The 12,383-nt window shown below is 72.1% G+C and carries 11 protein-coding genes; 6 read left to right on the forward strand and 5 right to left on the reverse strand.

Annotated features, from left to right (window positions below; all coding sequences use genetic code 11):
- The first annotated feature begins 2 nt into the window (after positions 1–2).
- The 4 genes from ACWDGI_RS12310 (at position 3) to ACWDGI_RS12325 (ending at position 4,644) form a co-directional block, all read left to right on the forward strand.
- Complete coding sequence (locus tag ACWDGI_RS12310; protein ID WP_450758055.1) at positions 3–1,952, forward strand: fumarate reductase/succinate dehydrogenase flavoprotein subunit; 1,950 nt, start codon at positions 3–5, stop codon at positions 1,950–1,952.
- On the forward strand, positions 1,949–2,698 hold the full coding sequence (locus ACWDGI_RS12315) for a succinate dehydrogenase/fumarate reductase iron-sulfur subunit (RefSeq protein WP_450758057.1): 750 nt from the start codon (positions 1,949–1,951) through the stop codon (positions 2,696–2,698). The genes ACWDGI_RS12310 and ACWDGI_RS12315 overlap by 4 nt, the downstream gene beginning before the upstream one ends.
- Before the next feature lie 309 nt (positions 2,699–3,007).
- Complete coding sequence (locus ACWDGI_RS12320) at positions 3,008–3,781, forward strand: GNAT family N-acetyltransferase (RefSeq protein ID WP_450758059.1); 774 nt, start codon at positions 3,008–3,010, stop codon at positions 3,779–3,781.
- The gene (locus ACWDGI_RS12325) at positions 3,781–4,644 is read left to right on the forward strand and encodes a lysophospholipid acyltransferase family protein (protein WP_450758061.1); all 864 of its coding nucleotides are present in this window, start codon (positions 3,781–3,783) and stop codon (positions 4,642–4,644) included. The genes ACWDGI_RS12320 and ACWDGI_RS12325 overlap by 1 nt, the downstream gene beginning before the upstream one ends.
- On the opposite strand, the gene ACWDGI_RS12330 is transcribed toward ACWDGI_RS12325, so the two are convergent.
- From ACWDGI_RS12330 to ACWDGI_RS12340, 3 genes are all read right to left on the reverse strand, one after another.
- Complete coding sequence (locus tag ACWDGI_RS12330; protein WP_450758063.1) at positions 4,599–4,961, reverse strand: hypothetical protein; 363 nt, start codon at positions 4,959–4,961, stop codon at positions 4,599–4,601. The genes ACWDGI_RS12325 and ACWDGI_RS12330 overlap by 46 nt on opposite strands.
- A 44-nt stretch (positions 4,962–5,005) precedes the next feature.
- The gene (locus ACWDGI_RS12335; RefSeq protein ID WP_450758065.1) at positions 5,006–7,345 is read right to left on the reverse strand and encodes an ATP-binding cassette domain-containing protein; all 2,340 of its coding nucleotides are present in this window, start codon (positions 7,343–7,345) and stop codon (positions 5,006–5,008) included.
- A 71-nt stretch (positions 7,346–7,416) separates the two neighbouring features.
- Positions 7,417–7,611 (reverse strand): antitoxin, encoded by a 195-nt coding sequence (locus ACWDGI_RS12340; RefSeq protein ID WP_450758067.1) that lies wholly within the window; start codon positions 7,609–7,611, stop codon positions 7,417–7,419.
- A gap of 162 nt (positions 7,612–7,773) precedes the next feature.
- Here ACWDGI_RS12340 and ACWDGI_RS12345 point away from each other — a divergent pair, with 162 nt between their 5' ends.
- The gene (locus tag ACWDGI_RS12345; protein ID WP_450758069.1) at positions 7,774–10,245 is read left to right on the forward strand and encodes an ATP-dependent Clp protease ATP-binding subunit; all 2,472 of its coding nucleotides are present in this window, start codon (positions 7,774–7,776) and stop codon (positions 10,243–10,245) included.
- Here ACWDGI_RS12345 and ACWDGI_RS12350 read toward each other — a convergent pair whose 3' ends face one another.
- Positions 10,246–11,244, reverse strand: coding sequence for an LLM class flavin-dependent oxidoreductase (locus ACWDGI_RS12350; RefSeq protein WP_450758071.1), 999 nt, complete (start codon positions 11,242–11,244; stop codon positions 10,246–10,248). It abuts the gene before it with no gap.
- A 267-nt stretch (positions 11,245–11,511) separates the two neighbouring features.
- Between ACWDGI_RS12350 and ACWDGI_RS12355 the strand changes: the two genes are divergently transcribed.
- Positions 11,512–12,003, forward strand: a complete 492-nt coding sequence (locus tag ACWDGI_RS12355) for a phosphatase domain-containing protein (protein WP_450758073.1) — start codon at positions 11,512–11,514, stop codon at positions 12,001–12,003.
- Between the two features lie 122 nt (positions 12,004–12,125).
- Here ACWDGI_RS12355 and ACWDGI_RS12360 read toward each other — a convergent pair whose 3' ends face one another.
- On the reverse strand, positions 12,126–12,341 hold the full coding sequence (locus ACWDGI_RS12360; protein WP_360479596.1) for a dodecin: 216 nt from the start codon (positions 12,339–12,341) through the stop codon (positions 12,126–12,128).
- Positions 12,342–12,383 lie beyond the last annotated feature (42 nt).

Consider the following 12,383-nt stretch of genomic DNA (forward strand, 5'->3'; position numbering starts at 1 on the left):
ACATGACCGACTACGTGAACTACACGACCGGCGAAGCCGTCGCCGACGCCAAGGCCCCCGCCGGACCGGTCAACGAGCGCTGGGACACCCGCCGCTTCGAGGCCAAGCTGGTCAACCCCGCCAACCGGCGCAAGCACACCGTGATCGTCGTCGGCACCGGTCTGGCCGGCGGCTCCGCCGGGGCCACCCTCGCCGAACAGGGCTACCACGTCGTCCAGTTCTGCTACCAGGACTCCCCGCGCCGCGCCCACTCCATCGCCGCACAGGGCGGGATCAACGCGGCGAAGAACTACCGCAACGACGGCGACTCCGTCCACCGGCTGTTCTACGACACCGTCAAGGGCGGCGACTTCCGGGCCCGCGAGTCCAACGTCCACCGGCTCGCGCAGATCTCCGTCGAGATCATCGACCAGTGCGTGGCACAGGGCGTGCCGTTCGCCCGTGAGTACGGCGGTCTGCTCGACACCCGGTCCTTCGGCGGGGTCCAGGTGTCCCGCACCTTCTACGCCCGCGGTCAGACAGGGCAGCAGCTGCTGCTCGGCGCCTACCAGGCGCTGAGCCGGCAGATCGCCGCCGGGAACGTGGAGATGCATCCGCGTACCGAGATGCTCGACGTGATCGTGGTCGACGGACGGGCGCGCGGGATCGTGGCCCGGGACCTGATCACCGGGAAGATCGACACCTACTTCGCGGACGCCGTCGTCCTCGCCAGCGGTGGCTACGGCAACGTCTTCTACCTGTCGACGAACGCCATGAACTCCAACGCCACCGCCGTCTGGCGGGCGCACCGGCGCGGCGCCTGGTTCGCCAACCCGTGCTTCACCCAGATCCACCCCACCTGCATCCCGCGCACCGGCGACCACCAGTCAAAGCTCACCCTGATGAGCGAGTCGCTGCGCAACGACGGCCGGATCTGGGTGCCCAAGGCCAAGGGCGACACCCGGCCCGCGAACCAGATCCCCGAGGACGAGCGCGACTACTACCTGGAGCGCATCTACCCGTCCTTCGGCAACCTGGTCCCGCGCGACATCGCCTCCCGCGCCGCGAAGAACGTCTGCGACGAGGGACGGGGCGTCGGGCCCGGCGGGCAGGGCGTCTATCTCGACTTCGCCGACGCCATCGCGCGGATGGGGCGCAAGGCCGTGGAGGCCAAGTACGGCAACCTCTTCGACATGTACCAGCGGATCACCGACGAGGATCCGTACCAGGTGCCGATGCGGATCTACCCCGCGGTGCACTACACGATGGGCGGGCTGTGGGTCGACTACGACCTCCAGACCACCGTTCCCGGGCTGTTCGCGGTCGGCGAGGCCAACTTCTCCGACCACGGCGCGAACCGGCTCGGCGCCAGCGCGCTGATGCAGGGCCTGGCCGACGGCTACTTCGTGCTGCCGGCCACCATCAACGACTACCTCGCCCGCAACCCCCACCAGGAGGCGGTGACCGACGAACACCCCGTCGTCCAGGAGGTGCTGGCCGAGACCGAGGACCGGCTGAACCTGCTGCTCTCCGTCGACGGCGACCGCACCCCCGACTCCTTCCACCGCGAACTCGGCGAACTGATGTGGGAGTTCTGCGGTATGGCCCGGACGGACGCGGGGCTGCGCAAGGCACTGGAGCGCATCCCGCAGATCCGCGAGGAGTTCTGGCGGCGGATCAAGGTGCCGGGGACCGGCGAGGAGTTCAACCAGTCCCTGGAGAAGGCCAACCGCATCGTCGACTACCTGGAGCTGGCCGAGCTGATGTGCCTCGACGCGCTGCACCGCGCCGAGTCCTGCGGCGGCCACTTCCGCGAGGAGTCCCAGACCCCGGACGGCGAAGCCGCCCGCCGGGACGACGAGTTCTCCTACGCGGCCGCCTGGGAGTTCACCGGCACCGGGGACGCCCCGGTCCTGCACAAGGAAGACCTGGTCTTCGAGTACGTCCACCCCACCCAGCGGAGCTACGCATGAAGCTCACCCTGCGCGTCTGGCGGCAGAAGAACGCCGACGCCGACGGCGCGATGTCCACCTACGAGGTGGACGGCATCTCGTCGGACATGTCCTTCCTCGAGATGCTCGACACCCTCAACGAGGAGCTGATCCTCAATGGCGAGGACCCGGTCGCCTTCGACCACGACTGCCGCGAGGGCATCTGCGGCGCGTGCTCCCTGGTGATCAACGGGGACGCGCACGGACCCGAGCGCACCACCACCTGCCAGCTGCACATGCGGTCCTTCAAGGACGGCGACACGATCGACATCGAGCCGTGGCGGGCGTCCGCCTTCCCGGTGATCAAGGATCTGGTGGTCGACCGGTCCGCGTTCGACCGGATCATCCAGGCCGGCGGCTACATCACCGCGCCGACCGGGGCCGCGCCGGAGGCGCACGCCACGGCGGTGCCGAAGGCCGACGCCGACTTCGCGTTCGAGCACGCGGAGTGCATCGGGTGCGGGGCGTGCGTGGCGGCCTGCCCCAACGGAGCGGCGATGCTGTTCACCTCCGCCAAGATCAACCATCTGAACGTGCTGCCCCAGGGGGCGCCCGAGCGGGAGACGCGGGTGCTGGACATGGTGGCCCAGATGGACGACGAGGGCTTCGGCGGGTGCACGCTGGCGGGGGAGTGCGCGACCGCCTGCCCGAAGGGCATTCCGCTGGTCTCCATCACGAGCATGAACAAGGAGTGGCTGCGGGCCACCCGGAAGGCGGGAAAGCGGTAGCGCCGTCGGAGGCGCGTAAGTGAACGTTCGCCGACAAGTGCGGACGGGCGGGGCCGGGGCTGGTGCTCCCCGGCCCCGTTTCGCCGTTCGCCAACCGTCGTGCCGGGGGCGCGCAACGGCCCGGCCGGGTCACGGTAGCGTTGCTTCAGCGCGTCCATAGGGACACGCGCGGGGGTGAGTCACCCACCGAATCCCGGCATTCAGCAGCCGCACATCCACGGGTCCCGCGCACGTCACGCCGAGTCCAGCCTGCCAAGGAAGAAAGCAGGTGCAGATTTCCTCAGCTACCGCTCGGCGCAGGAGACCTCCATGACCGCCATGCCCGCCTCACCCCCCGCTCTCGCCGCCCCGCCCGGGGACTCCGGCTATCTGGTGCAGCTCGCCCGTGACGAGGACGACGTCCGGGCCGCACAGCGACTGCGCTACCAGGTGTTCGCCGGAGAGATGGGTGCCCGGCTCGACGGGCCGGAACCGGGGCTGGACGTGGACGCCTTCGACGCGTTCTGCGACCACCTCCTGATCCGGGAAGCCCTGACCGGCGAGGTCGTCGGCACCTACCGGCTGCTGCCGCCCGAGCGCGCCGCCGTCGCCGGCCGCCTCTACTCCGAGGGCGAGTTCGACCTGAGCCCGCTCGCGGACATCCGCTCCAACCTGGTCGAGGTCGGCCGGTCCTGCGTGCACCCCGCCCACCGCGACGGCGCCGTGATCGGCCTCATCTGGGCCGGCATAGCCCGGTACATGGTGGACCGCGGCCACGAGTGGCTGGCCGGCTGCTGCTCCGTCCCGCTCGCCGACGGAGGCGCCCTCGCGGCCGGCACCTGGGAGCGGGTGCAGGCCAAGCACCTGGCCCCGGAGGAGCTGCGGGTACGACCGCTGCGCCCGTGGGTGCCCGAGGGGCCGGCCCCGGAGGGCCGGGCCGAACTGCCCGCGCTGCTCCGCGGCTACCTGCGCCTGGGCGCCTGGGTGTGCGGCGAGCCCGCGCACGACCCCGACTTCGGGGTCGCCGACATGTACGTCCTGCTGTCGATGCGCCGGGTCAACGCGCGCTATCTGCGGCACTTCCTCTCGCTCGTCCCGGCCTGATGAGCGTCTGGCTGCCCAGCGCGCCGTGCACCCCCGGCGCGTGCGTGGAGTCCGCGGCGTCCCTCACGGTCCTGCCCCGGGCCGTGCTGCGGTTCGCCGCGGTCGTGGCCCTGCTGCTGGTCGCGATCGTGCTGCTCCCGCTCGGCGGGCGGATTCCCACCGCGTGGGTGCGGCGGTTCTCCCGGCTGGTCGTCCGGGCCGCCGGGGTCCGGGTCCGGACCACCGGCAGTGCCCCGGGTACCGGTGGGGTGCTCCTGGTCGCCAACCACATCTCCTGGCTGGACATCCCGCTGCTCGCCGCCGTACGGCCCGCGCGGATGCTCGCCAAGAAGGAGATCCGCGCGTGGCCGGTGGCCGGCGCGCTGGTGGCCGGCGCCGGGGCGCTGTTCATCGACCGGGACCGGCTGCGCGCGCTGCCGGACACGGTCGGCCGGATCTCGGGCGCGCTGCGGGAGGGCGCCGCGGTGGTCGCCTTCCCGGAGGGCAGCACCTGGTGCGGCCGGGCCCAGGGCCGGTTCCGCCGGGCCGTGTTCCAGGCCGCCCTGGACGCCGGCGCGCCCGTGCAACCGGTGCGGCTGCATTACCGGCTGGAAGCAGGCGAGGCCAGCACCGTGCCCGCCTATGTCGGCGAGGACACGCTGCTGGCCTCCCTGTGGCGAGTGGTGTCGACCCGTGGCCTGGTGGCCGAGGTGGACATACGGCCGCTGATACCGGCCGGCCGCCACCCGGACCGTCGCACCCTCGCGCACGCCGCCCAGCCGGTGACCCACGGGCCGGCCTGGACGCACGCGGCTCTGGTGAGCCCCGGCAAGGGCTCTCAGTGGTCGGTCTCCAAGTGGAGCTTGAGCAAGTCGACCCCGTAGTCGCCGCCGTTGGGCGTGCGGATGATGGTGTGGATGTGCTGCTGGGTAGGCGTGCCGCCCGGACCGCCCATGCCACCGCCGCCGCCCGGCCGGCCCGAGGGGCCGGCCGCCGCCGGTCTTGCGGCCGTGGGCGAGCGGAGACCGGGCGTCGTACTCGATGAGGAGCCCGGGGCCGGACCGGCCTGGCCCTTCGCGGACAGTGCGGCGCCGGGCAGCGCACAGCCCAGCTCCCGCTTCGCGTCCGGGAGGTCGCCCGTCCGGACGCCGGACGCCGGACGCCGGATGGTGAGGCGTGAGGCGTGAGGCGTGAGGCCCATGCGTACGTCCGAACTCCCGGGAGAACCTGAAGCGTTCCTGAAGGTCATCGAGGGAGGGACCGGGAGAGATAGGGCCCTGTGACACTGCCCTCGGCCCGTGCGACCTCGGCCGGCCTGCCCGCCGCGACGATCCGGCCGCCCCGGTCCCCGCCGCCCGGCCCCAGGTCGATCACCCAGTCCGCGCCCGCCACCACCGCCATGTCGTGCTCGACCACGACGACCGTGTGCCCGGCGTCCACCAGCCCGTGCAACTGGCGCATCAGCACCTCGACGTCGGCCGGATGCAGACCCGTCGTCGGCTCGTCGAGGAGGTAGAGGGTGCGACCGCGCCGACCACGCTGCAACTCACCCGCCAGTTTGATGCGTTGGGCCTCGCCACCGGACAGCTCCGTGGCGGGCTGCCCCAGTCGCAGATAGCCGAGCCCCACGTCGAGCAGGGTGCGCAGGCTGCGCGCCACGGCCGGATTGTCCGCGAAGAACTCCGCCGCGCTCTCCACGGTCAGGTCCAGCACCTCGGCGATGTTCCGTCCCCGGTAGGGCACTTCGAGCGTCTCGGGGTTGTAGCGGGCCCCGCCGCAGTCCGGGCAGGGCGCGTAGGTACTGGGCAGGAACAGCAGCTCCACGCTGACGAAACCCTCGCCCTGGCAGGTCTCGCAGCGCCCTCCGGTCACGTTGAAGGAGAACCGCCCCGCGCGGTAACCACGCTCCCGCGCCGGGTCGGTGGCCGCGAACACCTTCCGTACGACGTCGAACAGGCCGGTGTAGGTGGCCAGGTTGGAACGCGGAGTACGGCCGATCGGCTTCTGGTCGACGGAGACCAGACGCCCGACCCCGTCCAGCTCCTCGGTGATCTCGCCGATCAGCGTCGACTTGCCCGAGCCGGAGACGCCGGTGACGGCGGTGAGGACACCGAGCGGAAACTCGGCGGCGACCGCGCGCAGGTTGTGCCGGGTGACCGGACCTACCTTCAACCACCCGGCGGCTGAGCGGAGCCGACGGGCCGGAGCGGGCTCCGCCGCGAACAGGTACCGGGCGGTGGCGGATTCCGCGACCCCGGCCAGCTGTGCCACCGGCCCGCTGTGCAGCACCCGGCCACCGTGCTCACCGGCGCCCGGGCCCACCTCCACCAGCCAGTCGGCGCCGCGCACCACGTCCAGGTGGTGCTCCACCACGAACACCGAGTTCCCGGCCGTCTTCAGTCGCTCCAGCACCGTCAGCAGCGCCTCGGTGTCCGCCGGGTGCAGCCCGGCCGACGGTTCGTCCAGGACGTAGACGACACCGAACAGCCCGGAGCGCAACTGCGTCGCCAGACGCAGGCGTTGGAGTTCGCCCGCGGAGAGCGTCGGGGTCGCCCGGTCCAGGCTCAGATAGCCGAGGCCGAGTTCGACGACCGGTGCGATGCGGGAGGTGAGGTCCTCGGTGAGCACCCGTGCGGTCTCCGTCGCGGGGGCGCCGCCGAGCAGTGCGGCGAGCTCGGTCAGGGGCAGGGCCGCCAGATCGGCGATCGTACGGCCTCCGAAGGTCACGGCGAGTGCCTCGGGCCGCAGCCTGCTGCCGCCGCACACCGGACAGGGCGCGCTGCTCAGGAACCGCTCCGCCTTCGCCCGCAGAGCCGGGCTCCTGGAGTCCGAGAAAGTCTTCATGACGTACCGGCGGGCGCTCATGTACGTGCCCTGGTACGGCCGTTGGATGCGGTCGGCGTCCCGGACCGGGTGCACGGTGACCACCGGCTGCTCGTCCGTGAACAGGATCCACTCCCGCTCCTCGGCGGGCAGTTCGCGCCAGGGCCGGTCCACGTCGTGGCCGAGCGCGTCGAGGACGTCCCGCAGGTTCTTGCCCTGCCAGGCGCCCGGCCAGGCGGCGATCGCGCCGTCCCGGATCGACAGCGACGGGTCGGGGACCAGTGACTCCTCGGTCGTCCGGTGGACCCGGCCCAGGCCGTGGCACTCCGGGCAGGCGCCCACCGCCGTGTTGGGGGAGAACGCGTCGGAATCGAGCCGCTCCGCGCCCGGCGGATAGTTCCCGGCACGAGAGAAGAGCATCCGCAGGGAGTTGGAGAGGTTGGTGAGCGTCCCGACCGAGGAACGGGAGGTGGGGGCCGAGCGGCGCTGCTGCAGCGAGACCGCCGGCGGCAGCCCGCTGATCTCACCGACCTTCGGCGCCCCCACCTGGTGGATCAGCCTGCGCGCGTACGGTGCGACCGACTCGAAGTAGCGCCGCTGGGCCTCGGCGTAGATCGTGCCGAACGCCAGGGACGACTTCCCCGAGCCGGACACACCCGTGAAGACGGCCAGCACGTCCCGGGGGATGTCCACGTCGACACCCTTGAGGTTGTGCTCGCGGGCGCCACGAACGCGGACGTACGGATCGTGGGCGCTGTGCATCGGGCGGACTCCGTACGGCCGACTCGCCGGGCAGGGACAAACCCCGCGAGTCTAGCCAGTGCGGTGGTCGGTCAGGGCTGGGGAGGGTTGTTCCGGTTCCGGCTCTGGTCGAGGTAGTCGTCGGCCTTCTGCTGACCCGTGTCGACCTGGGACCGGTACTTGTTTCCGGTCCGCTGGTCGATCATGTCGCCGCCCTTTTCGACGCCCTGTTTGGCCTGGTCCTCGTGGCCCTTGAGCATCCCCTTGAGCTTGTCCAGCATGGACATGGCAGCCCTCCTCGCTGGTTGAGGTTTCCTCACCAGCGTCACCGGCCCCGGCCCGGTCCGCATCTCGGCGGGCGTCCCCGTGCGGGCCCAGCGTGCCTGTGCGAGGTTGGAAGACGCGGAATCCCAACGACCACGAGCTGATCGCAGAAAGGCCCGGGCCTCATGAGCACTCCCGGTTTCGGATACGGACGCAGTCCCTTCGAAGACTTCGACGAGCTGATGTCCCGCTTCTTCGGCGGATCCGGACCGGCCGCACCGGCCCGCCGCCCGCAGCGCGTCGACATCGGCAGCCTGCTCTCCGAGCGGGCGCGCGAGCTGGTGGCCGAGGCCCGTGACCTCGCCGCCACTGAGGGCAGCGACGAAGTGGACGCCCGGCATCTGCTGGCCGCGGCCACCACGCACGACTCCACCCGACGGCTGCTCACCGAGGCCGGCGCGGACCCCGACCACCTCCGCGAGCGGCTCACCACCGGCCACGGCGGCGCCGGGACGACGGAGCCCACCGCCCTCACCCCGGCCGCCAAGCGCGCCCTGCTCGACGCGTACCAGATCTCCCGCGCCGAGGGCGCCTCCTACATCGGCCCCGAGCACCTGCTGCGCGCGCTCGCCGCGAACCCGGAGTCGACGGCCGGGCGGGCGCTCGGCGAGAGCGGCTGGGAGCCGGCCCGGATGCCGGTCGAGGGCGCGGCGGAGCGGAAGAAGCCCAGCACCACGCCGACCATCGACGAGTACGGCCGTGATCTCACCGAGGACGCCCAGGCCGGGCGCCTGGACCCGGTGATCGGGCGGGACGACGAGGTCGAGCAGACCATCGAGGTGCTCTCCCGGCGCAGCAAGAACAACCCCGTCCTGATCGGCGACCCCGGTGTCGGCAAGACCGCCATCGTCGAGGGCATCGCGCAGCGGATCATCGCCGGCGACGTGCCCAAGACCCTCGAGGGCAAGCGGCTGGTCTCCCTGGACCTGGCCGGGATGGTGGCCGGCACCAAGTACCGGGGCGAGTTCGAGGAACGGCTGAAGAAGCTTCTCGACGAGGTCAGCGAGCACAGCGACGGCCTGGTGCTGTTCCTGGACGAGTTGCACACCGTCGTCGGTGCCGGCGGGGGCGGCGACGGGTCGCTGGACGCGGGCAACATCCTCAAACCCGCCCTCGCCCGTGGCGAGTTGCACCTGATCGGCGCGACCACGATCGACGAGTACCGCAAGCACATCGAGAAGGACGCGGCCCTGGAACGCCGGTTCGCGCCCATCCTGGTCGGTGAGCCCTCCGTGGACGACACCATCGAGATCCTGCGCGGGCTGCGCGACCGTTACGAGGCCCATCACCAGGTCCGGATCACCGACGAGGCGGTCGTCGCGGCGGCCGAGCTCTCCGACCGGTACATCACCTCCCGCTTCCTGCCGGACAAGGCGATCGACCTGATGGACCAGGCCGCCGCCCGGGTCCGGCTGCGCTCGAAGACGCCGCCCACCGACACCCGGGACATCGAGGACCGGGTCGCCGCCCTGAACCGGGAGAAGGACCAGGCCGTCGCCGACGAGGAGTACGAGCGCGCCAAGGAGCTCCGCGACCGGATCAAGGAGGCCGAGACCGAGCTGGAGCAGGCGAGCACGGCCGAGGAGCACGCGCCCAAGGTCACCGCCGAGGACATCGCCGAGGTCGTCTCCCGCACCACCGGCATCCCGGTCGCCCAGCTCACCGAGGAGGAGCGGGAGCGGCTGATGAGGCTGGAGGAGCACCTGCACGAGCGGGTCGTCGGCCAGGACGAGGCGATCACCGCCGTCGCCCGGGCGGTCCGCCGCGCCCGGGCCGGCATGAGCGACCCCAACCGTCCGGTGGGCAGCTTCCTCTTCCTGGGCCCGACCGGCGTCGGCAAGACCGAGCTGGCCCGCGCCCTGGCCGCCGCCCTCTTCGGCGACGAGACCCGCATGATCCGCCTGGACATGAGCGAGTTCCAGGAGCGCCACACGGTCTCCCGGCTGGTCGGCGCCCCGCCCGGATACGTCGGCCACGAGGAGGCCGGTCAGCTCACCGAGGCGGTGCGCAGGCAGCCGTACGCCGTGCTGCTGCTCGACGAGGTGGAGAAGGCGCACCCGGACGTCTTCAACACGCTGCTCCAGCTGCTGGACGACGGCCGGCTCACCGACGCCCAGGGCCGTACCGTCGACTTCAAGAACACCGTCGTCATCATGACGTCGAACATCGGCGCCGACCGCATCCTGGCCGCCGGCACCGAGGACTACACCAAGGTCCGCGAGGCCGTGATGCCGGCCCTCCAGCAGCACTTCCGGCCGGAGTTCCTCAACCGCATCGACGAGATCATCGTCTTCCGCGGCCTGGACCGCACCCAACTGCGCGAGATCGTCGACCTGTTGCTGGAACACACCCGGCGGCGCCTGCACGCCCAGGAGGTCGGCCTCGAAGTCACCGACGCGGCAGCGGGGCTGCTCGCCAACCTCGGTCACGAACCCGACTTCGGCGCCCGCCCGCTGCGCCGCACCATCCAGCGCGAGGTCGACGACCGCCTCGCCGACCTGCTGCTGTCCGGCCAGCTCACGGCGGGCGACCGGGCGGTGGTGGACGCGGTCGACGGGGAGATCGTCATCCGCTCCGACAAACCGGCCTCGGTCTGATCAGGGGTTCACGATCCCGGCCAGCCGCCGGTAGGAGTCCAGCAGGGCCGGGCGGTCGTAGGTGCTGGTGGTGACCAGCACCTCGTCGGCGGCCGTCTCCTTCAGGACCGTCTCCAGCTCGTCCGCGACCTGTTCCTCGGTACCGGCGAGGTGCCCGCCGAGCCCGGACTCGTAGAAGCCGCGCTCCTTCACGGTCATCGCCCTGCTCTCGACCGCCTCGGCCGGGGGCAGCGGCGGGAAGGTGCCGTGGGTGCGGGAGTACGCCATCGACCAGGCCTCGGGGACGAGCAGCCGGCGGGCCGCCTCGGGGGTAGCGGCGACGGCGACGGTCCCGGAGATCACGACATAGGGCTCGACCGCCCAGCGGGAGGGGCGGAAGCGGTCGCGGTAGTGGTCGATGCCGCGGCGCATCTTCTCCCGGTCGCGCAGATCGCCGATGACCATCGGCAGCCCGGCGCGGGCCGCGATGTCCGCGCCCTCGCCCATCGCCAGCACGAACGGCGGCACCCGCAGCCCCTCGGCCGGGCGGGCCCGTACCCCGGTCGGCGAGGTGCCCTCGAACCAGCCGAGCAGCTCGCCGAGTTGCGCCGCGAAGTCGTCGGCGTCGCCCTTGTCACGCCCCAGCGCCCTGCGGACCCCGTCGGTGAAACCCACCGACCGGCCGAGGCCCATGTCGATCCGGCCGGGGAACAGCGATTCCAGCACGCCGAACTGCTCGGCCACGACCAGGGGCCGGTGATTCGGCAGCATGACTCCGCCAGTGCCGACCCGGATGGTCCGGGTCGCGGCGGCGACGGCGGCGGCCAGCACGGTCGGCGCCGAACCGGCGACGCCGGGCACACCATGGTGCTCCGACACCCAGAACCGGTGGTACCCGAGCGCCTCCACCTCCCGCGCCAGCGCCACGGTGTCCCGCAGCGCCGCACCGGGGGCGTGCCCCTCCCGGGTGCGGGAACGGTCGAGGACGGAGAACCGGGTCCGGGCGGTCAGTGCGTTCACAGAGGGTTCAACACCGGGGCGGTCCCAGGATTCCCGCCGCCGGTCACCCCCCGGGACGCGGCGGACCGTGCTCGCAGGCCCTGACCAGGTCCCGCGGAACCAGGAGGCGGGCGCCGTGGGCGGTGACCGGATCCCATCGGGGGTCGGGGGTCGGGGGTCGGGGGTCGGGGGTCGGCGGTCGGCGGTGGGGGGTCGGCGGTCGGCGGTCAGCCGGTCAGCGGTCCGGGGCCCCGGGGAGCGGTGCCGGTGCCCGGCTAGGGTTGCCGCGTGACCGAGAGCAGCAAGCGTCCGATCGCCGTGTTCGACATCGACAACACCCTCGCCGACACCGCGCACCGGCAGCGGTTCCTGGAGCGCAGGCCCCGGGACTGGGACGCGTTCTTCGCGGCCGCGCCGCACGATCCGCCGCTCGCCGAGGGGATCGCGCTGGCCGCGGCGACCGCGCGGGAGTGCGAGATCGTCTATCTCACCGGGCGGCCCGACCGCTGCCGGCGTGACACCCTGGACTGGCTCGCCGCGCACGGACTGCCCGAGGGGCGGGTGCACATGCGGCGCAACGCCGACCGCAGGCCCGCCCGGCACACCAAGCTGGAGATCCTGCGCCGCCTCGCCGAACGACGTGAGGTCCGCGTCCTGGTCGACGACGACGAGTTGGTGTGCGACGACGCCGAACGGGCCGGATTCACCGTGGTGCGGGCCCGCTGGGCCGACCGCTCGGCCGAGCTGGAGCAGGCCCAGGAGGGAGAGGGTCGGACCTGAGGCCGCCCGGCGGGTCTGACGCCACCTGACGGGTCTGATGGCACCCGGCGGACCTGACACCACTCGGGGGGTCTGACGCCACCCGGCGGGCTGAGCCCCGTGCGGCCGCGGCCGCTTGGGTGTCAGTCCTCGTCGTCGATGCGGAAGCCCACCTTCAGGCCCACCTGGTAGTGCTCGATCTGCCCGTTCTCGATCTGGCCCCTGACCTGTGTCACCTCGAACCAGTCCAGGTTGCGCAGGGTCTGGTTGGCGCGTGCGACACCGTTGCGGATGGCCTGGTCGATGCCCTCGTGCGAGGTGCCGACGATCTCGGTGACCCGGTAGGTGTGGTTCGGCATCGGGATGCTCCTCTCGTCGTCATTCCAAGGTGCCCCATCCCG

The organism is Streptomyces sp. NPDC001220 (assembly GCF_053597895.1).